The 25,962-nt window shown below is 62.9% G+C and carries 25 protein-coding genes; 9 read left to right on the top strand and 16 right to left on the bottom strand.

The window, feature by feature from the left end; translation table 11 throughout:
• The first annotated feature begins 5 nt into the window (after positions 1–5).
• Positions 6–1,169, top strand: coding sequence for a ribonucleotide-diphosphate reductase subunit beta (locus tag ABLV49_RS04170; RefSeq protein WP_349280329.1), 1,164 nt, complete (start codon positions 6–8; stop codon positions 1,167–1,169).
• Positions 1,170–1,378: 209 nt separating this feature from the next.
• Positions 1,379–1,948, top strand: coding sequence for a histone (locus ABLV49_RS04165; protein WP_349281597.1), 570 nt, complete (start codon positions 1,379–1,381; stop codon positions 1,946–1,948).
• A gap of 128 nt (positions 1,949–2,076) precedes the next feature.
• On the opposite strand, the gene ABLV49_RS04160 is transcribed toward ABLV49_RS04165, so the two are convergent.
• The 7 genes from ABLV49_RS04160 to ABLV49_RS04130 all read right to left on the bottom strand — a co-directional run bounded on the left by ABLV49_RS04160 (position 2,077) and on the right by ABLV49_RS04130 (position 8,329).
• Entirely contained in the window at positions 2,077–3,000 is a 924-nt protein-coding gene (locus ABLV49_RS04160; protein ID WP_349280328.1) for a carbohydrate kinase family protein, read from the bottom strand.
• Between the two features lie 19 nt (positions 3,001–3,019).
• Positions 3,020–4,009 (bottom strand): zinc-ribbon and DUF3426 domain-containing protein, encoded by a 990-nt coding sequence (locus ABLV49_RS04155; protein ID WP_349280327.1) that lies wholly within the window; start codon positions 4,007–4,009, stop codon positions 3,020–3,022.
• 65 nt (positions 4,010–4,074) lie between these two features.
• Positions 4,075–4,965: a 50S ribosomal protein L11 methyltransferase gene (gene prmA / locus ABLV49_RS04150; protein WP_349281596.1), complete on the bottom strand. Its 891-nt coding sequence runs from the start codon at positions 4,963–4,965 to the stop codon at positions 4,075–4,077.
• Positions 4,966–4,989: 24 nt separating this feature from the next.
• The gene (gene accC / locus ABLV49_RS04145) at positions 4,990–6,339 is read right to left on the bottom strand and encodes an acetyl-CoA carboxylase biotin carboxylase subunit (RefSeq protein ID WP_011802759.1); all 1,350 of its coding nucleotides are present in this window, start codon (positions 6,337–6,339) and stop codon (positions 4,990–4,992) included.
• Positions 6,340–6,412: 73 nt separating this feature from the next.
• Positions 6,413–6,859, bottom strand: a complete 447-nt coding sequence (gene accB / locus ABLV49_RS04140; RefSeq protein WP_349280326.1) for an acetyl-CoA carboxylase biotin carboxyl carrier protein — start codon at positions 6,857–6,859, stop codon at positions 6,413–6,415.
• A 336-nt stretch (positions 6,860–7,195) separates the two neighbouring features.
• Positions 7,196–7,729 (bottom strand): TlpA disulfide reductase family protein, encoded by a 534-nt coding sequence (locus ABLV49_RS04135; protein ID WP_349280325.1) that lies wholly within the window; start codon positions 7,727–7,729, stop codon positions 7,196–7,198.
• Positions 7,730–7,732: 3 nt separating this feature from the next.
• The gene (locus ABLV49_RS04130) at positions 7,733–8,329 is read right to left on the bottom strand and encodes a hypothetical protein (RefSeq protein WP_349280324.1); all 597 of its coding nucleotides are present in this window, start codon (positions 8,327–8,329) and stop codon (positions 7,733–7,735) included.
• A 231-nt stretch (positions 8,330–8,560) separates the two neighbouring features.
• Between ABLV49_RS04130 and mpl the strand changes: the two genes are divergently transcribed.
• Positions 8,561–9,988, top strand: coding sequence for a UDP-N-acetylmuramate:L-alanyl-gamma-D-glutamyl-meso-diaminopimelate ligase (gene mpl / locus ABLV49_RS04125; protein ID WP_349280323.1), 1,428 nt, complete (start codon positions 8,561–8,563; stop codon positions 9,986–9,988).
• Positions 9,989–10,093: 105 nt separating this feature from the next.
• Here the strand turns inward: mpl and ABLV49_RS04120 are convergent, their stop codons facing one another.
• The 5 genes from ABLV49_RS04120 to rodA form a co-directional block, all read right to left on the bottom strand.
• On the bottom strand, positions 10,094–11,269 hold the full coding sequence (locus ABLV49_RS04120; RefSeq protein WP_349280322.1) for a hypothetical protein: 1,176 nt from the start codon (positions 11,267–11,269) through the stop codon (positions 10,094–10,096).
• Between the two features lie 160 nt (positions 11,270–11,429).
• On the bottom strand, positions 11,430–11,741 hold the full coding sequence (locus ABLV49_RS04115; RefSeq protein WP_349280321.1) for a hypothetical protein: 312 nt from the start codon (positions 11,739–11,741) through the stop codon (positions 11,430–11,432).
• Positions 11,742–11,845: 104 nt separating this feature from the next.
• Positions 11,846–12,967 carry a 3-deoxy-7-phosphoheptulonate synthase gene (locus tag ABLV49_RS04110; RefSeq protein WP_349280320.1) on the bottom strand — a complete coding sequence of 374 codons (1,122 nt, stop codon included), beginning with the start codon at positions 12,965–12,967 and terminating at the stop codon, positions 11,846–11,848.
• A 248-nt stretch (positions 12,968–13,215) separates the two neighbouring features.
• Complete coding sequence (gene tldD / locus ABLV49_RS04105) at positions 13,216–14,742, bottom strand: metalloprotease TldD (RefSeq protein WP_349280319.1); 1,527 nt, start codon at positions 14,740–14,742, stop codon at positions 13,216–13,218.
• A gap of 36 nt (positions 14,743–14,778) precedes the next feature.
• Positions 14,779–15,933: a rod shape-determining protein RodA gene (gene rodA, locus ABLV49_RS04100; protein WP_349280318.1), complete on the bottom strand. Its 1,155-nt coding sequence runs from the start codon at positions 15,931–15,933 to the stop codon at positions 14,779–14,781.
• A gap of 195 nt (positions 15,934–16,128) precedes the next feature.
• On the opposite strand from rodA, the gene ABLV49_RS04095 reads away from it, so the two are divergent.
• The 6 genes from ABLV49_RS04095 (at position 16,129) to ruvC (ending at position 22,117) form a co-directional block, all read left to right on the top strand.
• A complete protein-coding gene (locus ABLV49_RS04095; RefSeq protein ID WP_349280317.1) occupies positions 16,129–16,713 on the top strand; it encodes a YqiA/YcfP family alpha/beta fold hydrolase in 585 nt (194 codons plus the stop codon).
• A 93-nt stretch (positions 16,714–16,806) separates the two neighbouring features.
• Positions 16,807–18,888, top strand: coding sequence for a ribonuclease catalytic domain-containing protein (locus ABLV49_RS04090; protein ID WP_349280316.1), 2,082 nt, complete (start codon positions 16,807–16,809; stop codon positions 18,886–18,888).
• Between the two features lie 80 nt (positions 18,889–18,968).
• Positions 18,969–19,826, top strand: coding sequence for an energy transducer TonB (locus ABLV49_RS04085; RefSeq protein WP_349281594.1), 858 nt, complete (start codon positions 18,969–18,971; stop codon positions 19,824–19,826).
• 50 nt (positions 19,827–19,876) lie between these two features.
• Positions 19,877–20,737 (top strand): shikimate dehydrogenase, encoded by an 861-nt coding sequence (gene aroE, locus ABLV49_RS04080; protein WP_349280315.1) that lies wholly within the window; start codon positions 19,877–19,879, stop codon positions 20,735–20,737.
• Positions 20,734–21,483 carry a transglycosylase domain-containing protein gene (locus ABLV49_RS04075; RefSeq protein ID WP_349280314.1) on the top strand — a complete coding sequence of 250 codons (750 nt, stop codon included), beginning with the start codon at positions 20,734–20,736 and terminating at the stop codon, positions 21,481–21,483. Before aroE ends, ABLV49_RS04075 begins: the two co-directional genes overlap by 4 nt.
• A gap of 85 nt (positions 21,484–21,568) precedes the next feature.
• The gene (gene ruvC / locus ABLV49_RS04070) at positions 21,569–22,117 is read left to right on the top strand and encodes a crossover junction endodeoxyribonuclease RuvC (protein ID WP_349280313.1); all 549 of its coding nucleotides are present in this window, start codon (positions 21,569–21,571) and stop codon (positions 22,115–22,117) included.
• Positions 22,118–22,124: 7 nt separating this feature from the next.
• On the opposite strand, the gene ABLV49_RS04065 is transcribed toward ruvC, so the two are convergent.
• The 4 genes from ABLV49_RS04065 to ftsA form a co-directional block, all read right to left on the bottom strand.
• The gene (locus ABLV49_RS04065) at positions 22,125–22,301 is read right to left on the bottom strand and encodes a hypothetical protein (protein ID WP_011802778.1); all 177 of its coding nucleotides are present in this window, start codon (positions 22,299–22,301) and stop codon (positions 22,125–22,127) included.
• A 33-nt stretch (positions 22,302–22,334) separates the two neighbouring features.
• On the bottom strand, positions 22,335–23,258 hold the full coding sequence (lpxC, locus tag ABLV49_RS04060) for a UDP-3-O-acyl-N-acetylglucosamine deacetylase (RefSeq protein WP_349280312.1): 924 nt from the start codon (positions 23,256–23,258) through the stop codon (positions 22,335–22,337).
• A gap of 146 nt (positions 23,259–23,404) precedes the next feature.
• A complete protein-coding gene (gene ftsZ / locus ABLV49_RS04055) occupies positions 23,405–24,589 on the bottom strand; it encodes a cell division protein FtsZ (protein WP_011802780.1) in 1,185 nt (394 codons plus the stop codon).
• A 142-nt stretch (positions 24,590–24,731) separates the two neighbouring features.
• On the bottom strand, positions 24,732–25,961 hold the full coding sequence (ftsA, locus tag ABLV49_RS04050; protein ID WP_349280311.1) for a cell division protein FtsA: 1,230 nt from the start codon (positions 25,959–25,961) through the stop codon (positions 24,732–24,734).
• Position 25,962: the final 1 nt, after the last annotated feature.

The following is a 25,962-nucleotide window of genomic DNA, read 5'->3' as shown; positions in this document are numbered from 1 at the left end:
TCTCTATGTTGACCTGGGACGAAGAAGTCACACCATCGTTGCAGACCCCCCTCCCCAGCGACCTGCCAGCCAGCCGCTCAGCGGACCTTCCGCCGCCCTCTTTTATGACCTCCGCGCCACCGCTGGATACCCACGAAATCCCTGCCAAAGCCAAGCGCGTCAAGGCCTCCGACAAACGCATCATCAACGGCCAGACCGACGTCAACCAGCTGGTGCCGTTCAAGTACAAATGGGCCTGGGAAAAATACCTCGCCTCCTGCGCCAACCACTGGATGCCGCAGGAAGTCAACATGACCCGCGACATCGCGCTGTGGAAAGACCCGAACGGCTTGAGCGACGACGAACGCCGCCTGGTCATGCGCAACCTCGGCTTTTTCGTGACGGCCGATTCACTCGCCGCCAACAACATCGTGCTGGGCACCTACCGCCACATCACCGCGCCCGAATGCCGCCAGTTCCTGCTGCGCCAGGCCTTCGAGGAAGCCATCCACACCCATGCTTACCAGTACATCACCGAGTCGCTGGGCCTGGACGAGGGCGAAATCTTCAACGCCTACAACGAAGTGCAGTCCATCAAGGACAAGGACCAGTTCCTGATCCCGTTCATTGAAGCGATTTCCGACCCCGGCTTCAAGACCGGCACCCTGGAGTCCGACCAGACCCTGCTCAAGTCGCTGATCGTGTTTGCCTGCCTGATGGAAGGCCTGTTCTTCTATGTCGGTTTCACCCAGATCCTGGCGCTGGGCCGGCAAAACAAGATGACCGGCGCGGCCGAGCAGTACCAGTACATCCTGCGTGACGAGTCGATGCACTGCAACTTCGGCATCGACCTGATCAACCAGCTCAAGCTCGAAAATCCGCAGCTCTGGACCGCCGAGTTCAAGGCCGAGATCAACGCCCTGTTCATGAAGGCCGTTGAACTCGAATACCGCTACGCCGAAGACACCATGCCGCGCGGCGTGCTGGGCCTCAACGCATCCATGTTCAAAGGCTACTTGCGCTACATCGCCAACCGCCGCGCCACGCAGATCGGGTTAGAGACGCTGTTCCCGAACGAGGAAAATCCGTTTCCGTGGATGAGCGAGATGATCGACCTGAAAAAAGAACGCAACTTCTTTGAAACCCGTGTGATTGAATACCAGTCTGGCGGCGCCCTCTCCTGGGATTGACAGCGCAAGATTGACAAAAAGCACACAGCCCACATAACAATGATTTTGAAATTCGCAACGCTCCATGCCCGCACCCAAGAGTGCGCAGGGACCGTTGCTCCTGTGTTCGCGGCATGGAGCCCGGTGACCCGAAGGCCCAATGCTGCGAATCGCTTCGCCCACTACACCCCAAGCGAAGTGCTTTTTGCAACCTGATCGAGGAGAAAACCATGGCAACTGCGAAAAAACCAGCGGCAAAAAAAGCCGCTCCTGCGAAAGCACCGGCAAAAAAAGTAACGGCGGCACCAGCATCGGTGGCACCAGCACCGGCTGAAACGGCGGCGGCCCCAAAGCCGGCGGCTGCAAAAACAGCTGCAAAAACAGCTGCAAAAACAGCGGTAAAAGTAGCTGCAAAAGCCCCCGCCAAAGCGCCTGCCAAAAAAGCAGCAGCCCCCAAAGTGGTCGCTGAAAAAGTGACCGCTCCAAAACCGGCAGTCAAGGAAGCCCCGGCCAAAAAGGCGCCCGCCAAAAAAGCAGCAGCAGCTGAAAAGCCAGTCGCTCCAGAAGCAGCCGCCCCACAACCGGCAGCCAAAAAACCAGCCGCTAAAAAGGCCGCGGCCAAGACGACAGCCGACACTGCCAAAGCCGTAAAAAAGCCGGCAGCCAAAAAAGCAGTGAAAGCCGAAAAAGCCGAGAAAAAACCGGCGGCCAAAACGCCCGCAGCAAGCTCGACTCCAACGGCCCAGACCACCATCAATCCGCAAGCCTCCTGGCCCTTCCCAAAAGGCAGCAAGCCTTAAGTCTTGCGCGCGTAATGCATCAAGCCCGATGTCGCAAGATGTCGGGCTTTTTCAATTCAGCCGGGAGTTCGCCTGATCGGCCCACGCACTGCGGGATAAAAAGCCAAATGCTAGCAATTTAATAGCTATCAGTGCCCGCTGGTATTGCGCAAAGCACTGATTTGATCAAAATCCAGCGTGTAATTCTGCCCGCCACGGCTGGCGATCTTGTGCGCGCCCACCCGGTTGCCCAGCACCGCGCAACGGACCAGCGACCAGCCCTGCTCCAGTCCAAACAGCAGCGCACCGCGAAACGCATCGCCGCAGCCCGTTGGATCGACCACCGCCTCGGCCTTGACCGGCGGCACCACGGTTTTTTCGCCATCGACCCAGACCTCGCAGCCTTCGGCGCCCAGCGTCACCACCAGGCCCAGCACACGCTTGGACAATTCGGCGCACGACAGGCCGGTGCGGTCGCACAGCATCCGGCCTTCGTAGTCATTGACCGTCACCCAGGAGGCCAGCTCGACGAAATGCGCCAGTTCGGGGCCGTCGAACATCGGCAGGCCCTGTCCCGGATCAAAGACGAAGGGAATGCCGGCGGCCTTGAACTGTTCGGCATGCTGCAGCATGGCATCGCGGCCATCGGGTGAAATGATGCCCAGCCTGATGTCGCTGCGCGCCTCGATCCGGCTGACATGCGCCTGCATCATCGCGCCGGGGTGAAAAGCCGTGATCTGGTTGTTGTCGCGGTCGGTCATGATCATCGCCTGCGCGGTGTAGAGGTCATCGACTTCGCGCACGAATTCGGTGCTGATGCCTTGCGCCTTCATGCGCGCCAGGTAGTCGGCGCCGTCGCTGCCCACCGTGGCCATCGGCAAGGGCGAGCCGCCGAGTTGCTTGAGGCTGTAGGCAATGTTGCCGGCGCAGCCGCCAAACTCGCGGCGCAGCGCGGGCACCAGAAACGACACGTTCAGGATGTGCAACTGGTCGGGCAATATCTGCTCGGCAAACCGGCCCTCAAAACTCATGATGGTGTCAAAGGCCAGCGAGCCGCAAATTACAGAAGACATTCAGTTCTCGTTTCAGTTTTCAGGGATAAAAAGCCAGGATACGGTAGCCAGCCACCGGCAGGAAGCCGGCTTGCGCTGGCGATGAAGCCCCTTGCGCACCACCGCTGGAGACTTTCAGGGACAAGGCGCCAGCCAGTTCGGCATGCGCCGCCAGTGAGACCCCGGTGGCGCCGAACTGCGCCGGCATCACCACCCGGCGCACCAGCAACTCGTCCTGGCTGTCGATGAGCGTGACTTCGAGCGCGGGGATTTCGATGAGCGCATCGCCGGTATTGCGGAAAACGAAGCTCAGGCGGTAGGCATCGGGGCCGGTCTTGCTGAAGCTGGCATGTTCAATGACCAGCGATTCGATGCGTCGCAAGGGCCGGATTTGGCAGCCCAGCGGTCGGCAAAGCGCCTGAAGCATCGGTGCGAGCCGGGGCTCGTGCGCGGCCAGAACGTCTTTTTGCCGGACCACCCATTGCAGCATCAATGCGGCCAGCAATGCCAGACTCATCAGGCCCAGAAAGGCGCGGACCAGGGGTGATGTCCAGAAGTCGTTTTGCCGCGCTTCGCGTACAAAAGCGACTTCGGGCGTTGCCTCGGGCTCTTCGGCGGGAGAAGGTGGAACTTCAGGCGCTTGCGCCGGAACATCCGCCAGTTCAGTCTCATTCAAGCTGGAACCATAGGCATTGGCGGTGAATACCGGATCTTGCCGTCCCTGCGGTTCTGGCGGCGCATTGATCGGGGTTGCCTGAGCGTCTTTCGCAAAGGGTTGCCAGACGGGTTCCACATGCACCGGCTCCGTCAGGGCATCGCTCGCCTTCGTCAGCGCCTCCTGAACCGGCGCAGGCCCGGACGCATCGGGAGGCACGCCCGGCCCGCCGGCCTCGCCCGGCACCAGGTGCAGGGGAGCTTCAAACACGTCGCCACACTGTCCGCAGCGTACCCAGCCTTGCGCCGCCTTGAGCTGCTCATCAACGACCTTGAACATCGTTGTGCAGGCGGGACAGCGCGTAATCTGGCTCATCGGGCGCAAGGGTGGAAAATAATTTCCGGAAAAACCGGGCGTGAAGCTGCGTTACGCCAGCGCGCTCAAAACTGCGCGGTCATCAGGATCCAGCCTTCTTGCTCGTCCTGGACCTGGAGCTGGCAATAAGGCAGGTACGCAGCCTTCAGCTCATCGGCCTGACGCTCCAGAATGCCCGCCAGCACCAGGTTGCCGCCTGGCTGAACATGCCCGCACAGCAGCGGCGCCAGCACGCGCAAAGGCGTTGCCAGAATGTTGGCCAGCACGGTCTGGTAACTGCCCACGGCCTTGTCGGGCAGGCCGGTCTGCAGTTGCACATGGTTGGCCTGGGCATTGGCGCGGGTCGATTCAACGGCGGCCTCGTCGATATCGACCGCGTCAATCGCCACAGCGCCAAACTTGGCCGCGCCAATCGCCAGGATGCCCGAGCCGCAGCCGTAGTCGAGCACCCGGCCCAGCGACTGGCCTGACGTGCCCCGGGCTGCAATCCAGCGCAGGCACATGCGCGTCGTCGGGTGCGTGCCGGTGCCAAAGGCCAGGCCCGGGTCGAGCCGGATCACCTGTTTTGCCTGCGCCGGCGGCTCATGCCAGGTCGGCACGATCCAGAATTCGGGCGTGATCTCGACCGGCGTGAACTGCGACTGCGTCAGCCTGACCCAGTCCTGCTCGGGCACGGCCTGAATCGCGACCACATGGCAGCCAACAAAGAAATCCTGAGCCTGCAGCAGCGTAGCGGCACCCTTCGCCAGCGCTTCGGTGGCAAACAGCGCCACGATGCGCGAGCGCTCCCAGCCCGCCTTGGGCGGCGGCATGCCGGGCTCGCCGAACAGGGCCTGCTCGGCCGGGGTGTGCGCGTCGGCGTCTTCGACCGAGACGCTGAGCGCATCCAGGGCATCGAGCGCGTCGCTGAGGGTTTCCACCTCATGCACGGGCGCCAGCAAAATCAGTTCAAACAGGCTCATAAATCAGGTCCGGTGCGCTTAGCGTTCACGCTTTGACAGCCACTCTTCAAGGTAGTGGATGTTGGTGCCGCCGTCCATGAACTTGGCGTCCACCATGAGTTCTCGGTGCAGCGCAATGTTGGTGTTGATGCCCTCGACCACGGTCTCGCCCAGAGCGGCGCTCATGCGCGCCAGCGCCTGCTCGCGCGTATCGGCATGCACGATGATCTTGCCGATCATCGAGTCGTAGTTGGGGGGCACGAAATAGTTGGAATAAATATGCGAGTCGACCCGCACGCCCGGCCCGCCGGGCGGGTGCCAGTTGGTGATGCGTCCTGGCGAAGGCGTGAATTTGTACGGATCTTCGGCGTTGATGCGGCACTCGATGGAATGCCCCTTGATCTGGATGTCGCGCTGGGTAAAGGGCAGCCGTTCGCCGGCAGCCACCATGATTTGCGTGCGCACGATATCGATGCCGGTGATCCACTCGGTCACCGGGTGCTCGACCTGGACGCGGGTGTTCATCTCGATGAAGTAGAACTCGCCGTCTTCGTAGAGGAACTCGAACGTGCCGGCGCCACGGTAGCCGAACTTCTTGACCGCCGTCACGCAACGTGCGCCTATGCGTTCGATCAGCTTGCGCGGAATCCCGGGGGCCGGTCCTTCCTCGATGACTTTCTGGTGGCGGCGCTGCATGGAGCAGTCGCGCTCGCCGAGCCAGACCGCGTTCTTGAACTGGTCGGCCAGAATCTGGATCTCGATGTGCCGGGGGTTCTGCAGGAATTTTTCCATGTAAACCTCCGGATTGCCAAAGGCCGCGCCGGCTTCGGCCTTGGTGGTCTGCACGGCATTGAGCAGGGCCGCTTCGGTATGCACCACACGCATGCCGCGTCCGCCGCCGCCGCCGGCGGCCTTGATGATGACCGGGTAGCCGATCTGCTTGGCAATGCGCTTGATGAAGGCCGGATCAGCCGGCAATGCGCCCTCGGAGCCGGGCACGCAGGGCACGCCGGCCTTGAGCATGGTCTGCTTGGCCGAAACCTTGTCGCCCATCAGGCGGATGGACTCGGGCGAGGGACCGATGAACTTGAAGCCGCTTTTTTCAACCCGCTCGGCAAAATCGGCGTTCTCGCTCAGGAAACCATAACCGGGGTGAATCGCCTCGGCGTCGGTCACCTCGGCGGCCGAAATGATGGCCGGCATGTTGAGGTAGCTCAGCGACGAAGGCGCCGGCCCGATGCAGACGGCCTCGTCGGCCAGCTTGATGTATTTGGCCTCGCGGTCGGCTTCGGAATACACCATCACGGCCTTGACGCCGAGTTCCCGGCAGGCCCGCTGTATCCGCAGGGCGATCTCGCCACGGTTGGCGATCAGTATTTTTTTAAACATGCGTCGAAGTACCTGGTCTGGCCGATGGGGCCGGTCGTCTGACCGGTCTGGCAATGGGGGGCGGCAGGCCCGCTCACTCAATCATGAAGAGAGGCTGGCCGTATTCCACGGCCTGGCCGTTTTCGGAAAGAATCTTGGTGACGGTGCCCGACTTGTCGGCTTCGATCTCGTTGAGGATCTTCATCGCCTCGATGATGCAGACCGTGTCGCCTTCCTTGACCACGCTGCCGATTTCGACAAACGGGTTGGAGCCGGGACTCGAAGAGCGGTAAAACGTGCCGACCATGGGCGACTTGACCGCGTGGCCGGCGGGTTGAACAGCGACCGCTTCAGCCACGGCCACTGGCGTGGCCATGGTCGGCGCCGCCGCCATGGCCATGGCGGGCTGGTGCATCATCATCATCGGAACGCCGCTGGCCTTGACAATGCGGACCTTGCCTTCGGCCTCTGTAATCTCAAGTTCAGACACATTGGACTCTGAAACAAGGTCGATCAGGGTTTTGAGTTTTCTTAGATCCATAGATTCTTTCCAACGGAGGTGGATGCTGGCATGCGGTTTTCGGACGCACGGTTTGAACGAAGAGGAAAATGGCGTGCTTGGCCGATCCTCCCTCTTTCTTCGCTTACTTTCTGTTATTTCGCCTTACAGCGTCTATCAGATAATGATTACGCGGCAACGCAAGGCGCCCTGATACAAAAAAACAAAGTGTACCTCAAGGCGAATCCGGCAAGCTCATCAGCGCACACCAGCCCGGGAAAACCCGCCCCGGGGGAAGGAAGCAAACGACCCGTCAAGCGGCAAAACAGCCCCACTTGAGCGAATGCAAAACGGCTGATTTTTACATTCCGCCCGGCATCAGACCAGTTTTGTCCATTGCACCAGTTCTTCGGGCAACACCTTGCCGATCTTGCGGTGCATCAGCACGCCTGAAGGGCTGAAAATCACGGTGAAAGGCAGGCTGCCCGTGATATTTCCCAGCGATTTGCTCAACTCCGTGCCTCCCAGCCCCGCCATGCCGACCGGAAAATTCAGCGGCCGGGTCTTGAGCCAGGTTTGCACCGCGCTCGGCTGATCGACCGCCAGGCCGACCACCTGAAGGTTTTTGTCCTTGTTTTCCTGGTAGAAAAAATCCAGCAAGGGAAGCTCTTCGACGCAGGGCGGGCACCAGGTGGCCCAGAAATTGACCAGCAGCAGCTTGCCGCGAAAACTGCTCATCGGCAGCGGTTTGCCGTCGGGCGTGTCAAAGCTCAGGGTCCAGAAGGATTCGGCCACTTTCGCCACGGCTTCGGGCGTTGCGTCATGCGGCTGAAATTTCCACCAGGCCGCGCCGGCGCCGGCCAGGGCCGCTGCAGCGGCAACGCCGCCATACAGCATGTTTCTGCGATTCACTTTTCAAGCTCCAAAAGGGGTGGACAATAATTTTTGCACGGCAGCCAGGTCGCCGCGCGGCGCACGGCCTTTGGCGTCGGGTCGCAAGGCGCCGCGCAGGTCGTCATGGTCATAGACCATCAGGTGAACGCCAATATTCTCGTTCAGCGCCTGGCACAGGCTACTCAGGCTGAGCGCTTCCACGCTGCCGCCGGTAAAACCGGTCACGGTGCGTGGCTCGTAATCGACGTTGTGCTCGATCAGCGCAATTTCGGCCGATTTCGGATCGTCGCAAAACAGCTGGATATAGATGTCGGACAGCCGGGTTGCCGTGCCATGCCAGACCGCGCCGGCCAGGTAAGGCCGGAAGGCGGCCAGGCGCTGCATCCACACCAGCGCCAACTCGCGCAGCGCGGCCAGTTCGGCCGGCTGGGTTTCGGCGCAGAACAGTTCGATGTACTCGCGCACGGCGTCTTCGAGCGCGTCGTTGTCAGGCAAGGCGGTGCGCGCGGGCAAGGCCAACTGCTTGATCGCGCGGCGCTTGGCCGGGCCGTATTCCAGCCCTTCTTCGACCACCAGCGCAGCGGCGGTGGCGGCAATTTCGGATTTGAGGGTATGCAAGTTCAGGGTCGGCTGGCCTGTGGGGCCAGGAGCGAATGGTCAGGGATTGAAAGTCAGCCCGAAGGCGTTGAAAGCAATTGTGCCCACATTAGGGCCGCGCCTGCGCGCAAAGTTCACGGCAATCTTCACCTGCTATGAAATAAAGAGCTGCTTGCGCACGTCCTTATTGCGCCATAGGCTTATTTTCCTTAAAAAATGGTGGCCTGAAATAGCCTCCCTAAAATACGGGCGATGCACATACATATTCTGGGAATCTGCGGGACTTTCATGGGCGGCCTGGCCGCGCTGGCGCGGGAGGCGGGGCACAAGGTGACGGGTTGCGACACCGGCGTTTATCCACCCATGAGCGACCAGTTGCGAGGCCTGGGCATCGAGCTGATCGAAGGCTACGGCGCCGACCAGATGGCCTTGGCGCCCGATGTGTTCGTGATTGGCAATGTGGTGTCGCGCGCGCGGCTGGCCGACGGAAAGCCCAAATATCCGTTGATGGAAGCCATCCTCAACAGCGGCCAGCCCTACACCAGCGGCCCGCAATGGCTGTCGGGCCATGTGCTGCACCACCCGACGCACCATGCCACCGGCCCGCGCCATGTGCTGGCCGTCGCCGGCACTCACGGCAAGACCACCACGACCGCCATGCTGGCCTGGGTCCTGGAATGCGCTGGCCTGCAGCCCGGTTTTCTGATCGGCGGCGTGCCGCTGAACTTTGGCGTGTCGGCGCGCCTGGGCACGGGAAACGCCTTTGTCATCGAGGCCGATGAATACGACACGGCGTTTTTCGACAAGCGCAGCAAGTTTGTCCACTACCGCCCACGCACGGCGATCTTGAACAACCTGGAATTCGACCACGCCGACATCTTTGACGACCTGGCAGCCATCGAGCGGCAGTTTCATCACCTGGTGCGTACCGTTCCCTCACAGGGCCGGGTGGTTTTCAACGCCAACGAGGACAGCCTGCAGCGCGTGCTGGCCCAGGGCTGCTGGAGCGAGCAGGTGCCGTTTGGCGGCGCCCCCGGTCATGGCGGTTTTACAGCGCAAGGCGAGCCTAACGACTTCAGGGTCTTCAAAGGCGATGAAGCCGTTGCCCGGCTGCAGTGGGACATCAGCGGCATGCACAACCAGCTCAACGCCCTGGCGGCCATCGCTGCCGCAGAGCATCTGGGCGTGGCGCCGGCGCTGGCGGCCGAGGCGCTGGCCTCATTCCAGAACGTCAAGCGGCGCATGGAAGTGCGCGGCGTGGTGCAGCGCGGCGGCGGCCCGATCACGGTGTATGACGATTTCGCCCACCACCCGACCGCCATTCACACCACTATCGACGGCCTGCGCCGCCAGTTGAACAGCGCCGGAAAAAGCGCCGGACGCATCCTGGCAATTTTCGAGCCGCGCAGCAACACCATGAAGCTCGGAGTCATGACGGCGCAACTGCCGTGGAGCCTGGAGCGCGCCGACCTGGCGTTTTGCCATGCCGGCGGACTGGACTGGGACGCCCGCGCCGCGCTGGCCCCGATGGCAGAACGCGCCCAGGTGGCCGACGATCTGGACCAATTGCTGGCGCAGGTCAAGTCCGCCGCCCGGCCGGGCGACCATTTGCTGTGCATGAGCAACGGCGGCTTTGGCGGCATTCATGCCAAATTGCTGGCGGCGCTGACGCAGCCATGATGCCCGGCGGCTTCACCCTCGCCCATAACGCTATATATTTAATAGCTATCAATGCCCGTGGATATTGCGCAAAACGGTTAAAAGACCTGAAATTTCCGCTGCCGGTCAAAAATAATCCGCCTCCCGGCTCATCTTGAGCTGCGCTTTCAGCCAGCGCTTGAAGCCTGCGTCGTCCTGCACCTGCGCAATATCCGCTTCCATGAAAGCCAGCTCTTCCTTCAATTCTTTCGCCTGCAGCTCAAGCTGGCGCCGCAGCGTGGCGGCAGTCGGCATCTGGTAGAACTCCAGATCGAACTCCTCCATGAGGTGGTGCTGCCGGGCAAACAGCTCGTTTTCCAGTTCAGCGGCCTGCTGCTTGAGCAACCGGCTCATGGCGGCGATGCGTTCCTCGGGCTGCTGCAGCAAATCCTGCGCATCGGCCTGGGCAATGCGCAACTGCAGGTGCAGCAGGGCCATCAGGTCTTGCTTGGCGTAGGCGGCGTTGGCTTCACTCATCAGCGCGGTTTTGCGCTGGTGCTCGGCCGGGTCGCGCTCGCGGTCGGGGTGCAGCGCGCTGGCCAGCTGGCGGTACACCTGGCGCAAGACGGTGTCGGCGTCTTCCTGCTCCTGCCCGGCCTTGATCTGGGCCGGTGTGGGATTTTTCTTTTTTCTTCTAGCCTGGGCCGCCTCGCGCTCGGCCTCGTCGGCCTGCATCGCTTCGTGCAGGCCCTCGTGGCCGGCGCGCAGCACGGCTTCGAGCGGGTCCAGCGAATCATCCTGCGCCTGCATGTCGAGCGGCCGGCCCAGAGCGTCTTCCATCATCGAACGCATCATGGCCGCCTGGTCTTGTTCTTTCTGGCGCAAGGTGCGCGCGCTGCGCTGGTCGTGCAGCGCGGCCATGGCCTCATCGCCAAAGGCCGCCAGCGTCTCGCACAGGTCGCAAAGAATTTCAAGGCCGTCGCGCTTTTGGGCTGGGCTCAAGCCCTTGCGCTGCAGCCGCTCGTCCAGGCACAGCGCCATGCGGCGCATCAACGCCCGGTGTTCCCCACGCAGCGGCTCCAGCGTGCTTTGGTAGAGCGGGCGAAAGGCGTCGGCCAGCGTCTTGATTTCCGTGACCTGGCCTTCGAGCTTGTCGATTTTCGCCAGCAGGCGGTTAAAGCGCTGCTGCCCGGCGGACAAACGCGACCCGCCCTTGCCGCCATCGAGCCGCAGGGCGCTGCCGGGCGTTACCGGGTCGGCGGCAGGCGCGGCTTCGGCGAACAGATCGGGTTTGGGTTTGGATTTAGCTTTGGTTTTTTTCATGGCGTTGGCGTCAACAGGCTTGACCATTGAAGAATATCGTCCTGGGTTCGGTAGCGATGTTTTAGCCCTCAAGGCCAATATAAACAAGCGCAGCCAGCTATCGTATCAATAGCAAATTGAAAAGCTTTTCAGTTGTGGCCGTGCGCCGTCAAGCACCGATTCAATAGCTGATGCTCAATGTCGTCACGTCAATATTGACCATCGGCCGGCCCAGGGCCGCCGCCGCCGCGCCGGCAAACGCCCGCGCCCACTGGGCATCGGCAAACTTCACCGGCCCGGCCGCTTCGGCCACCACTACCACCTTGTCGGCGGTCAGCAGCTTGCCGGTGGGCCGCAGGGGCTCGCAGCCCATCTGGGTGAACTGCTCGTCGAGCCAGCGGCGCGCCGCCTCGCTGGGCATGGGCTCCGCGTCGTGCAGCTCAATGCGCACAGGGGCCTGGTTTTTGAAGATGACGCTGACTTCACTACGCATGATGGTTTCCTGAAAAAATGATGATGAATCATGGCGCCGTGTTCAGCGACCCGCCCTTTCGCCGACCCTGGCAGCGCCCTGATACGCCTGCGGCTGCAGATTTATTATTTTGCCCGACGAGCCTCCACGGCGGCTGACAGGGATTCCAGCAGGGCCAGCGAGTCGTTCCAGCCCAGGCAGGCGTCGGTGATGCTCTGGCCATATTCGAGCGCCCGGGCATCGTCCTTGCCGGCCGTGAACTTTTGCGCGCCTGCCTTCAGGTGGCTTTCAACCATCAGGCCAAACACATTGCGCGAGCCGCTAGAGACCTGGTCCGCAATGTCGCGCGCCACGTCCATCTGCTTTTCGTGCTGCTTGTAGCTGTTGGCATGGCTGCAATCGACCATCAAGGTGGCCGGCAGGCCTGCGGCATGCAGTTCCTTGCAGGCAGCGGTCACGCTGGCGGCGTCATAGTTGGGCGCCTTGCCACCGCGCAGGATGACGTGGCAATCCTTGTTGCCCTGGGTCTGCACAATCGCGACCTGGCCGTTTTTATGGACCGACAAAAAGTGGTGGCCGCGCGCCGCCGCCTGGATGGCATCGGTGGCGATGCGGATGTTGCCGTCGGTGCCGTTCTTGAAGCCAATCGGCGCCGACAGGCCCGAAGCCAGTTCGCGGTGTACCTGGCTTTCGGTGGTGCGCGCGCCAATTGCGCCCCAGGAAATCAGGTCGCCGATGTACTGCGGGGAGATCACGTCCAGGAACTCGCTGCCGGCCGGCACGTCCAGGCGGTTGATGTCGATCAGCAACTGGCGGGCAATGCGCAGGCCCTCGTCGATGCGGAAGGTTTCATCCAGGTACGGGTCGTTGATCAAGCCTTTCCAGCCGACGGTGGTGCGGGGCTTTTCAAAGTACACCCGCATCACGATTTCCAGCGTCCCGGCGTATTTCTTGCGCTGCTCGGCCAGGCGGCGGGCATAGTCGAGCGCGGCCATCGGATCGTGGATCGAGCACGGGCCAATCACCACCAGCAGGCGGTCGTCGGTGCCGGCCATGATGTTGTGGATGTTCTGGCGGGTCTGGGTGATCAGCGATTCGACGGCGGTGCCGTTGATCGGGAAGAAGCGGATGAGATGCTCGGGAGGGGGTAGCACGGTGATGTCCTTGATGCGTTTGTCGTCGGTCTGGCTGGTTTTTTCGACGTCCGCATACCAGCTTGGGCTGGCGGGGGTGGCTTTGGCATTCATCACAGGCTTCCTTTTAAAGATTTCAGAACTGATTCAGGGATTTCACGGGATTGGCAAATCGGCAAGGGCAAAAAAAAACCGCCGGGTGGCCGGCGGTTTTTGGAGATTCGTTGCGTTTTTAGTGCTTATGCGAAAGTCTCTCTACCGCCGGAGGCGCTTGAGAGTCCAAAAATAAGCAAAAGAAAATTTCGCGGAATTCATCTGGTGGAATGTAGCACAGGTTAAAAACAATCCTGAATCGACCGGGCTCAGGCGGTGCCGCCCACGGTCAGACCGTCAATGCGCAGCGTCGGCTGGCCGACGCCGACCGGCACGCTCTGGCCTTCCTTGCCGCAGGTGCCCACGCCGCTGTCGAGCTTCATGTCGTTGCCGATCATCGTCACGCGGGTCAGCGCATCGGGGCCGTTGCCGACAATCGTCGCGCCCTTGACCGGGTAGAGGATCTTGCCGTTTTCAACCCAGAACGCTTCGCTGGCCGAGAACACGAACTTGCCCGAGGTGATATCCACCTGGCCGCCGGCGAAGTTGCTGGCGTACAGGCCTTTCTTGATGCTGGCGATGATTTCCTCGGGCGCCTTGTCGCCGCCCAGCATGTAGGTGTTGGTCATGCGCGGCATCGGCACATGGGCATAGCTTTCGCGCCGGCCGTTGCCGGTGGGCTTGACGTTCATCAGGCGCGCATTCATCGAATCCTGGATGTAGCCCTTCAGGATGCCGTCTTCGATCAGCACATTGCGCTGGCTGACATTGCCCTCGTCGTCGATGTTGAGCGAGCCCCGGCGGTCGGCAATCGTGCCATCGTCGAGCACCGTCACGCCCTTGGCGGCCACGCGCTCGCCGATGCGGCCCGAGAACGCGCTGGAGCCCTTGCGGTTGAAGTCGCCTTCCAGCCCGTGGCCGATGGCTTCGTGCAGCAGGATGCCGGGCCAGCCGGAGCCCAGCACCACGGTCATCTGGCCGGCCGGCGCGGGGCGCGCGTCCAGGTTGGTCAGCGCGGCATTCACGGCCGCATCGACGTACTGGGCAATTTGCGTGTCGTCGAAATAGGCCAGGCCGAAACGGCCACCGCCGCCGCTGGAGCCGACTTCGCGCCGGCCTTTTTGCTCGGCGATCACGGTCACGCTCAGGCGCACCAGCGGACGCACATCGGCGGCCAGCGTGCCGTCGGCGCGCGCCACCATCACCACGTCGTATTCGCTGGCCAGCCCGGCCATCACCTGCACGATGCGCGGGTCTTTGGCCTTGGCGAGCTTTTCAACCTTGCCGAGCAACTCGACCTTGGCGGTGCTGTCCAGCGTGGCAATCGGGTCCAGGTCGCGGTAGAGCGAGCGGCTGCTGGCCACCTTGCGGGCCGGCGTCTTGACGCGGCCGGACTTGGCGGTGGCCGAGATGCTGCGCACGGTGCGCGCCGCATCGAGCAGCGAGGCTTCGGAAATATCGTCGGAATAGGCAAAGGCGGTTTTCTCGCCGCTCACGGCACGAACGCCAACGCCCTGGTCGATGCTGAAGGAGCCGGTCTTGACAATGCCCTCTTCCAGACTCCAGCCTTCGCTGCGGGTGTACTGGAAATACAGGTCGGCATCGTCAACGCCATAGGAAGTGATCTCGCCCAGCGCCCGGCTCAGGGCAGCTTCGTCCAGGCCGAAAGGCGCCAGCAGCAGCTTTTGCGCAATGGCCAGCCGCCCGGCGGTGGAATCCTTGGTGGGACGGGCCGGAGGACGCCCGGAGACATTGGTTTGGCGAACGGAGGCGGCGGCGGAATTGAGTGAGGTCATCCGGTCATTGTAGGCAGAGTGTCCCGGCAGCGCTGGTCAAGTCTGCATGAGCCTTTTTGCCTTGGCAATCGACATCAGCATGCCGATGGCCAGGCCCAGCGTCACCATGGCCGTGCCGCCATAACTGATGAAGGGCAAGGGAACGCCGACCACCGGCAAAATGCCGCTGACCATGCCCATGTTGACGAAGGCATAGGTGAAGAAAATCATCGTCAGCGCACCGGCCAGCAGCCGCGAAAACATGCTGGGCGCATCCATCGCAATCGCCAGGCCGCGAAAAATCAGGAACAGAAAGCCCGAGATCAGCAGCAGGTTGCCGATCAGGCCGAATTCCTCGGAATACGCCGCAAAGATGAAGTCGGTGGTGCGCTCGGGAATGAACTCCAGGTGCGTCTGCGTGCCGGCCATGAAGCCCTTGCCGAACACCCCGCCCGAGCCAATCGCGATCATGCCCTGGATGATGTGAAAGCCCTTGCCCAGCGGGTCGCGCGACGGGTCCAGCAGCGTGCAGATGCGCTGCTGCTGGTAGTCGTGCAGCACCGGCCAGCGCATGCCGTCGGCGCACAGTTGCGGTTCAAACCAGACGATCAGCGAAATACCCACCACGCCCAGCAGCACGGGCGGAAGAATCAGCTTCCAGCTCAGCCCGGCAAAAAAAATTACCGCCAAGCCGGCGGCCAGCACCAGCAGCGACGTTCCCAGGTCGGGCTGCTTCATGATCAGGCCGACCGGCAAGGCCAGCAGCACCAGTCCGACAACGAAATCGAGCGGGCGCAACTGGCCTTCGCGCTTCTGGAACCACCAGGCCAGCATCAAGGGCATGGCGATTTTCAGGATTTCGCTGGGCTGGATCACCACGCCGACATTGAGCCAGCGCCTGGCGCCCTTCTTGGTGATGCCAAACGCCAGCACCGCCACCAGCAGGGTCACGCCAGTGACATACAGCGGCACGGCAAAAACCATCAGCCGCTGCGGCGGAACCTGCGCCACCACGAACATGATGGCGCCGGCAATCAGCATGTTGCGGCCATGGTCGGCAAAGCGCGTGCCGTGGTCGTAGCCCGACGAATACATGATCAGCAGGCCGGCGCAGGCCAGCAGGAACACCGCAAAGGCAAGCAGGCCATCAAAACCCTGCAGCACAGGCAGGGTTCGCTGGTAGAGGGAAGGTTTGTCAAAGACGGCGGACATGGGCGCAATTATCAATCAGCCGGCAGCCAGCCCGCAGGCTGAAGGGGCATCAGACAGCCGCTGTTTTACTACTAAAAACATAGCATCATATGCTCGTCCATATTGCGCAAACAGGTTATTTGACTATAAATTTGATCCACCCCCACGCGTTCAGGCGCCCCGGCGGGCTTGGGGTGGCGCGTTTACCATGGGGGCATGCCCATCACCCACTTGCTCTACCTGCACGGCTTTCGCTCCTCGCCCCAATCGGCCAAGGCCCAAAAAATGGCCGCCCTGATGGCTGAACGCCACCCGGCGGTGCGCTGGTGGTGCCCGCAACTGCCGCCCTCGCCGCAACAGGCCATGGCGCTGCTTCAAGCCGGCATCGCGGACTGGCCGGCCGAATCCATGGCGGTCATCGGCTCCTCGCTGGGCGGTTTCTACGCGACAGCGGTGGCCGAGCGCCAGGACTGCAAGGCGGTGCTGCTGAACCCGGCGGTCGATCCGGCGCGTGACCTGGCGAGCTACATCGGCGAGCAAACCACCTGGCAGAACCCCGGCGAGCACTTTTTCTTTGAAGCGCGCTTTGTCGATGAACTGCGCGCGCTGCAGGCCGGGCCGCTGAAGGTTCCGCACAACTACCTGGCCATCATCGCCAGGGGCGACGAAGTGCTCGACTGGCGCGAGATGGCGGCGCGCTACGCGGGCGCTAGAGTGCGCCTGCTCGAAGGCGGCGACCATGCGCTGAGCGACTTCGACGCGCACCTGCCGGCCATCCTGGATTTTCTGGCTTTGGCCTGAAACCAAAACGTCGGCAGACCAGCAGCAAGATCAGCTTGACTACACTAGCCGCACGCCCCGAAAAGGCAATTACCCAGGCTAAAGGATGTCGTTGTGTTTGTATTGTTTGAAGAAACCGGAAAATTTCTGGCCGGCCGGATTTTGTCGGAAGCCGACAGCTCGCTGCAGGTCGAACTCGACTCGGGCAAGCGCGTCAAGGTCAAGTCGGCCAACGCGCTGCTGAAGTTCGAGAAGCCCGCGCCCGCCGAGTTCATCGCCGCCGGCCAGCGCCTGATTGAAGAAATCGACCTGGACCTGGCCTGGGAATTCGCCAGCGACGAGGAATTCGGCTTTGCCGAACTGGCGCGCGACTACTTCAGCGCCGACGCCTCCAAGCCCGCGTCAGCCGAGCAGCAGGCCGCCGCCCTGTTCCGCCTGTACGACGCGCCGCATTATTTCCGCCGCGCCGGCAAGGGCCGCTTCAAGAAAGCGCCGCCCGAAATCCTGCAGCAGGCGCTCGCCGCCATCGAGAAGAAAAAGCAGATCACGGCGCAGATCGCCGCCTGGGCCGAGGAACTCGGACAGGGCCAGTGCCCGGCGCCGATTCGCGACCAGCTCTACAAGATCCTTTTCAAGCCCGACAAGAACAGCGCCGAGTACAAGGCCGTGGTCGATGCCTCGCGCGCCACGCACACCGCGCCGCTCGACTTGCTGCAAAAAGCCGGCGCCATCGCCTCGCCCTACCAGTTCCACTGGAAGCGCTTTTTGTTCGAGAACTTTCCCAAGGGCACGCGCTTTCCGGAATTGCAGGCGCCGCCCATCAAGGACGAGCTGCCGCTGGCCGATGTCAAGGCCTTTTCCATCGACGACTCCAGCACCACCGAGATCGACGATGCGCTGTCGGTTCAAGGTCTGGGCAGCGGCGTCATCACGCTGGGCATCCACATCGCCGCGCCCGGACTGGCCGTGCTGCCAGGCAGCCCGATTGACGCCGTCGGCCGGGCGCGCATGTCCACCGTGTACATGCCCGGCTACAAGCTGACCATGCTGCCCGACGACGTGGTGCAGGCCTACACGCTGCAGGAAGGCCGCAACTGCCCTGCCCTGTCGCTTTACCTGACGATGGACGAAGCCACGCTGGAAATCACCAAGAGCCTGACCCGGCTGGACCAGGTGCCCATCGTCAGCAACCTGCGCCACGACGCGCTGGACAACACCTTCACCGAAGCATTCTTCGAAGCCGCGCAGCTTGCAGCGCCGGTGGATGTGCAGTGGGGCGTGGAAATGACGTTTTTGCACCGCCTGGCCCGGCACCTGAAGGGCCAGCGCGAAATCGTTCGCGGCAAGCCCGAGAACTTCAACCGGCCCGACTACAACTTCAAGCTCGACAACCCCACGGGCGGCGAGCCGCAGGGCGACGAGACGGTCAGCATCAGCACGCGCCAGCGCGGCGCGCCGCTCGATTTGATCGTCGCCGAGGCGATGATCCTGGCCAACAGCACCTGGGGCCAGTGGCTGGCCGAGCATGGCGTTCCGGGCATCTACCGCAGCCAGGCCAGCATGGCGCCGGGCGTGAAGGTGCGCATGGGCACCAAGGCGCTGCCGCATGCCGGCATCGGCGTGAAAAGCTATGCCTGGTGCACCTCGCCGCTGCGCCGCTACACCGACCTGGTCAACCAGTGGCAGATCATTGCCGTCACCAAGCACGGCCGCAGCGCCGCGCTGGTCGCGCCCTTCAAGCCCAAGGATGCGGACCTGTTTTCGGTGATTTCGTGCTTTGACGCCGCCTACAGCGCCTACAACGGCTTCCAGTCGGGCATAGAGCGCTACTGGACGCTCAAATACCTGGAGCAAAACGGCATCACCGAACTGACGGCGACCAGCTTCAAGGACAACCTGGTCCGCGCCGACGAGCTGCCGCTGGTGCTGGCGGCCATGGGCGCGCAGGGCCTGCCGCGCAACGCCAGGGTGCGCGTGCAGCTGGGTGCAATTGACGAGATCACGCTGGACATCTCGGGCACCGTCGTCGAACGGCTCGATACCATGGCCCCGGCGTCGGCGCAAGACCAGGAAACGGACCAGGGGGATGAGGGTGACGAGGGCGAGGATGAACTGGCCGCCGGGCCGATTTCGATTGCGGTCGATATTAGCGAGCCGCAAGCCGATGCCGAAGCCGCTCCTGCTGTGGCAGGCTGAACCCGGCGCGAATGGCCTGAACCTTGTCCACTGGAGCCGCCAGGCATCGCCCCGTGAAGCCGAAACCCCGCCCGCCCGTTGTGAAGTCACCCAGCACCCTGCAGATTGCCCTGGGCGTCTCGCTGGCCGCGCATGCAGCGCTGCTGGCGGTGCGCTTTGTCGATCCGGAACGCTTCAACCGCGTGTTCCAGGACACGCCGCTCGAAGTGATCCTGGTCAACACCAAATCCACCGAGGCGCCCGATGAACACGCCAAGGCGATTGCGCAGGCTTCGCTGGCCGGCGGCGGCGAACTTGAAAAAGGCCGCGCCACCTCGCCGCTGCCGCCCGCCCTGGTGATGAAGACCGGCGATGCGCAGGAAGATGAAAACGAGCGGCGCCAGATCGAATCCATCAAGGAACAGCAGACCCAGCTGCTGCTGCAAACCAAAAAGGAACTGGCCGCCATGCCGCCGCCCGACCTGAGCGTGCCGCCCAACCTGCGCGCGCAGACCGAGCAGGAGGAAAGGCGCAAGCAGCTCATCAAGCTGCTGGCCGAGATTGAACGGCGCATCAACGAAGACGGCGAGCAGCCCGCCAGGCGCTACATCAGCCCGTCCACGCGTGAAGAGGTGTATGCGGTGTATTACGATGCGATGCGCCGCAAGATCGAGAAAAAGGGAACGCTGAACTTTCCGCAAATGGCCGGCAAGAAGCTGTATGGCGAACTGACCATGACGATGACGGTCAATGCCGACGGCAACGTGCTGGCGACCGACGTGGTGCAAAGCTCGGGCAACCCGACGCTTGACCGCTGGGCGCAAAGCCTGGTGCAGGGCGCCGGTCCATTTGAGCCGTTCAGCGAGGCCATGCGCGGCAAGGCCGACCAGATCGTGGTGGTGTCCAGCTTCAACTTCGGACGCGATGACAGCCTGGAAACCAAACTCACCCACCGCTGAGCCCCGGCAACGCGGTGGTACTCACAATTTTTGACAAAGAAGATCAACCCATGACCAGCGATAACGCGGCAATCGACCGCTATTTTGTGCTCGGCAACCCGATTGCCCACAGCCGATCCCCGCAGATCCATGCGCGTTTTGCCGAGCTGACCGGGCAGGCCATCGACTACCAGCGCTGCCTGGTCCCGCTGGACGGGTTTGCGGCCACGCTGGCGCAACTGGTCCAGGACGGCGCGCGCGGCTGCAATGTCACCGTGCCGTTCAAGTTCGAGGCTTTTCAAGCCGCCGACAGCCAAAGCGACCGGGCGCAGCTGGCCCAGGCCGTCAACACCCTGGTGATTGAAAACGGCAGCATCCACGCCGACAACACCGATGGCATCGGGCTGGTGAATGACATCCAGGTGAATGCCGGCGTACCGCTGGCCGGGCGCGACGTGCTCTTGATCGGCGCGGGCGGCGCGGGCGCGGGCGTGCTGGGGCCGCTGCTGGCAGCCGGGCCGCGCCGGCTGGTGCTGGTCAACCGCACACCGGCCAAGGCCGAGGCGCTGGCGGCGCGTCACCGGGCACATGCGTCCCTGCAGACAGTGCTACAAAAAACAGAGCTGCTGGTGCAGGAACTGCAAGCGGTAGAGGGTGATTTCGATGTGATTATCAATGCCAGCGCCAGCAGCCTTGCAGGCAGCGCCGTGCCGGTGGACAGCAGCGTACTCAAGCCCGGCGCGCTGGCTTACGACATGATGTACGGCCCGTCGGCGGCCGGCTTCATGGCCTGGGCGCACGCGCACGGCGCCAGCCCGCGCGACGGCCTGGGCATGCTGGTCGAGCAGGCGGCCGAATCGTTTGCCCTGTGGCGCGGCGTGCGTCCGCCGGCGGCGCAGGTGCTGCAGGAACTGCGCTTGCTGCTGGCATGAAGGCACTCGGGCGCCTGCTGGTCCTGGCCTTGCTGGCCGGCCTGGCGCTGCAGCTTTATTTCGTGGCACGCATCGCGCTGATGGCCGTCGTGAATCCCGAGTCCACCGCCTTTGAGCGCTCGGAAGCCTGGCAGGTCGCCAGCAACACCGGCACGCTCAAATGGCGCCAGCAATGGGTGCCCTACGCGCAGGTATCAAGCCACCTCAAGCGCGCCATCATTGCCTCGGAAGACGCCAGCTTCACCGTGCACGAGGGCGTTGACATGGACGCGCTGGAAAAAGCCTGGGAGAAAAACACCCAGGCCGAGGAACGCGCCGCGCAATCCATGAGCCGGCTGGCTGAGGGCAAATCCAAAGCGCCGCCCGCCCGGCCGCCAAAAATATTCGGCGGCTCCACCATCACCCAGCAACTGGCCAAGAATCTGTTCCTGTCCGGCGAGCGCACGCTGCTGCGCAAGGGCCAGGAGCTGCTGCTGACGCTGATGCTCGAAGCCCTGCTCAGCAAGCAGCGCATTCTTGAGATTTACCTCAACAATGTCGAGTGGGGCGAAGGCGTTTTTGGCGCCGAGGCCGCCGCCCAGCATTACTACCGCAAGCCGGCCGCGCGCCTGAACGCCGTCGAGGCCGCCCGGCTGGCGGTGATGCTGCCCCGGCCCAAGTATTTCGAGACCCACACCGGCTCGGGCTACCTGGCCTCGCGCGCCCGGACCATCACGGCGCGCATGGGCGGCGTGGAACTGCCATGAGCGCCGGTTTTTTCATCCTTTTACAAGACATTTCGTGCTCTTGCGCAATACCCGCTTGCACAACTAGCTACTGAATTCATAGCAAATGCATATATTGGGAATCGATCCGGGCTTGCTGATCACCGGCTTTGGCGTGGTGGACATGGACGGCCCACACCTGCGCTACGTGGCCAGCGGCACCATCAAGACCGCGCACCTGGACAAAAAGGATTTACCGGGCCGCCTGAAGGTGCTGTTCGACGGCGTGCGCGAGGTCGTGCAGCGCTACCAGCCCGAGGTTGCTTCGGTCGAGATCGTGTTTGTCAACGTCAATCCGCAGGCCACACTGCTGCTCGGACAGGCGCGTGGCGCCTGCATCACGGCGCTGGTGTCCAGCGACCTGGCGGTGGCCGAATACACCGCGCTGCAAATGAAAAAAGCCGTGGCCGGCTATGGCAAGGCCGGCAAGGCCGAGGTGCAGCAAATGGTCATGCGCCTGTTGAAGCTGCCGTCGCTGCCGGGCAAGGATGCCGCCGATGCGCTGGGGCTGGCGATTACCCATGCGCATGTCGGCACGGCGATGGCGCGGCTGGCGCTGGCCAGCGAAGCCGGCGGCAAGATGGACGGCAACTACCGCGCCGGGCGCAGCCGGTGACGGGCGGCTACGCCACCCGCTCCAGGATCAGCACGCCAAAAAATCCGAAGGCGGCAATCAAGGCCCACTTCAGCACCACCCAGCCGTAGTGCCTGAAGCGCAGCTGCCCGGTGCCAGCGTAGAACATGAAGCACACCAGGGCGGCCAGTAGCGCGAACAACAGCATCCAGCGAAAAAGCAGCATGGACTGAACTCCCGGGGTGCCGGTGGCGGCGCCTTACCAGGCGCGCGGCAGGGTTGAAAAACCCTTGGGAGCGCTTTTTTCGTCGTCGAAGGTGACGATTTCATAGGCCTCGGGATGGGCCTGCAACTCGCGCAGCAGCTTGTTGTTCATGGCGTGGCCCGAACGAAACGCGCTGTAGGCGGCCAGCAGCGGCTTGCCCAGCAGGTACAGGTCGCCCATGGCGTCGAGTATCTTGTGCTTGACGAATTCGTCGTTGTAGCGCAGGCCTTCGCTGTTGAGCACCTTGTAGTCGTCCATGACGATGGCGTTGTCGAGCCCGCCGCCCAGCGCCAGGCCGTTGGCCCGCATCATTTCGACATCCTTGGTGAAGCCGAAGGTGCGCGCCCGGGCAATGTCCCGGCTGTAGCCGCCCGAGCCCATGTCGAACTCGACGCGCTGGCCGGTGGAGTCCACCGCAGGATGGTCGAAGTCGATTTCAAAGCTCAGCTTGTAGCCCTCGTAAGGGGTCAGGCGCGCCCACTTCACATTGGCGCCCTCGCCCTCGCGGACCTCGACGGGCTTGAGGATGCGCACAAAACGCTTGGGCGCGGCCTGCAGTTCGATGCCGGCGGACTGCAGCAAAAACACGAATGAAGACGCCGAGCCATCCAGAATCGGCACCTCTTCGGCGGTGATGTCGATGATCAGGTTGTCGATGCCCAGGCCGGCGCAGGCGGACATCAGGTGCTCGACGGTCAGCACCTTGGCGCTGCCGCTGGAAATGGTCGATGCCAGCCGGGTGTCGGTCACGGCTTCGGGCGAGATGACGATATCGACCGGCTCAGGCAAATCGACGCGCCGGAACACGATGCCGCTATCGGGAGGCGCTGGCCGCAGGGTCAATTCAACCCGCTGGCCGCTGTGCAGCCCGACGCCAACCGCCTTGGTCAGGGATTTGAGAGTTCTTTGAGCGAGCATGGGGTATTTTAATTTGTGCTGCGTTCAGGACGGGGCAAAACCGGCCCAAGCCCGTGCAACACGCCGGGCGTCAGAGGATGGCAACCCGAAAATGGCAGGCTATGCCCCAGGCCTGCCGGGGCAGGCCTGGGCTAACGCATGCACGCTCAGTCAGCCTGGCGGCGCAGAAAGGCAGGAATTTCAAAGTCATCCATGCCGCCTGACGCCAGCGCATCAATCTTGGCGGCCGCCTGGGTGCGGTTGCTTCCCCACACGCTGGGCCGGGCCATGTTGCCGTAATCGGGTTGCTTCAGGCCCGGTACGCCAGCGGCGTTCTGGCCGGCGCCGCGAAGAACCTGCAGCGGCGCGACGTTGCCGCGGGCTTCCTGGCCCTGGCGGCTCAGGCCGGTCGCCACCACGGTGACACGGATGTCCTCGCCCAGTTCGTCGTCGTAGGCCGTGCCGTAAATCACATGCGCATCGGGCGATGCGTAGGCGCGAACGGTGTTCATGGCGAGCTTGGATTCGTTCAGCTTGAGCGAACCCTTGGCCGCCGAGATCAGCACCAGCACGCCCTTGGCGCCCGACAGGTCGATGCCTTCGAGCAAGGGGCAGGCCACGGCCTGCTCGGCGGCGATGCGGGCGCGGTCAGGACCGCTGGCCCGGGCCGTTCCCATCATGGCCTTGCCGGGCTCGCCCATCACGGTGCGCACGTCTTCGAAGTCAACATTGACATGGCCGGGCACATTGATGATTTCGGCGATGCCGCCAACGGCATTTTTCAGCACGTCGTTGGCATGCGCGAAAGCCTCGTCCTGCGTCACATCGTCGCCCAGCACTTCGAGCAGCTTTTCGTTGAGCACCACGATCAGCGAATCGACGTTGGCTTCCAGTTCGGCCAGGCCGATGTCGGCATTGGTCATGCGGCGGCCGCCCTCGAAGTCGAACGGCTTGGTCACCACGCCGACGGTCAAAATGCCCATTTCCTTGGCCACGCGCGCAATCACCGGGGCAGCGCCGGTGCCGGTGCCGCCGCCCATGCCGGCGGTGATGAAGAGCATGTGCGCGCCGCTGATGGCGCTGCGGATGTCCTCGACGGCCAGCTCGGCCGCGTCACGCCCTTTTTCGGGCTTGCTGCCGGCGCCCAGCCCGCTGGAGCCCAGCTGGATGTTCTTGTGCGCGCTGCCGCGGTTCAGTGCCTGCGCGTCGGTGTTGGCGCAGATGAATTCAACGCCCTGCACACCGCAGTGAATCATGTGGCCGACCGCGTTGCCGCCGCCGCCGCCGACCCCGATCACCTTGATTTGCGTGCCCTGGTTGAACTCCTGGATTTCAATCATTTCTATAGTCATTGGGAACCTCGTCCTCAGTAAGTTGTGTTGATAAAGTTTTTCAAAATTTTTTCGCGAAACATGGCTGGTCAGGCCGGTGGATCGGCTCCTCCTGAATAGGTTCGGAGCCAGGGGCAGCCGAAGAAGCGGGGCATTGTGGTCATCAGAAGTTCCCCACGAACCAGTCTTTGACCCGGCCAAAGGCGCTGTGCATGCTGCCGGCTTTTTGTGACACCTTGAAACCGCGAATGCGGGCCAGCCGGGCTTCTTCAAGCAACCCCATCACAGTGGCCGCCCGGGTCTGGGCCACCATGTCCGACAGCGCGCCGGAATAGCGCGGCAGGCCGCGCCGCACCGGCTTGAGAAAAATGTCTTCGCCGAGTTCGATCATGCCGGGCATCATCGCGCTGCCACCGGTGATCACGATGCCCGAGGACAGCACCTCTTCATAGCCTGATTCACGGATCACCTGCTGCACCAGCAGGTAAATTTCCTCGACACGCGGTTCAATCACGCCGGCCAGCGCCTGCTTGCTCAGCATGCGTGGGCTGCGGTCGCCCAGGCCCGGCACTTCGACCTGGGTGTCGGGGTCGGCCAGCAGCTGTTTGGCGCAACCGTTTTCAACCTTGATGTCCTCGGCGTCCTTGGTGGGCGTGCGCAGCGCCATGGCGATGTCGCTGGTGATCAGGTCGCCGGCAATCGGGATCACGGCGGTGTGCCGGATGGCGCCGCCGGTAAAAATCGCCACATCGGTGGTGCCGGCGCCGATATCGACCATCGCCACGCCCAGTTCCTGCTCGTCCTGCGTCAGCACCGACTGGCTGGACGCCAGCGGGTTGAGCATCAGCTGGTCCACTTCCAGGCCGCAGCGGCGCACGCACTTGATGATGTTTTCAGCCGCGCTTTGGGCGCCGGTCACGATATGCACCTTGGCCTCCAGGCGCAGTCCGCTCATGCCGATAGGCTCGCGCACATCCTGGCCGTCAATCACGAATTCCTGCGGCTCGACCAGCAGCAGGCGCTGGTCGGTCGAGATGTTGATGGCCTTGGCGGTTTCGATGACGCGGGTCACATCGGCCTGCGTGACTTCCTTGTCCTTCACCGCCACCATGCCGCTGGAGTTGATGCCCCGGATATGGCTGCCGGTGATGCCGGTGAAGACGCGGCCGATCTTGCAGTCAGCCATCAACTCGGCCTCTTTCAGCGCCTGCTGGATGCTGTGCACGGTGGCGTCGATGTTGACCACCACGCCGCGTTTCAGACCCTGGCTGGCGGCAATGCCCAGACCGGCCAGCTTGAGCTGGCCGCCGGGCATGACTTCGGCGACCACGACCATGATCTTGCTCGTCCCGATGTCCAGCCCTACCACCAGATCTTTGTATTCTTTGGCCATT

Origin of the sequence: Polaromonas hydrogenivorans (assembly GCF_040105105.1) — a bacterium.
In the GTDB taxonomy this organism is placed as follows: Bacteria; Pseudomonadota; Gammaproteobacteria; order Burkholderiales; family Burkholderiaceae_C; genus Polaromonas; species Polaromonas hydrogenivorans.
The sequence above is the reverse complement of the archived record's forward strand: the minus strand, read 5'-3'. Positions and strand labels throughout refer to the sequence as shown.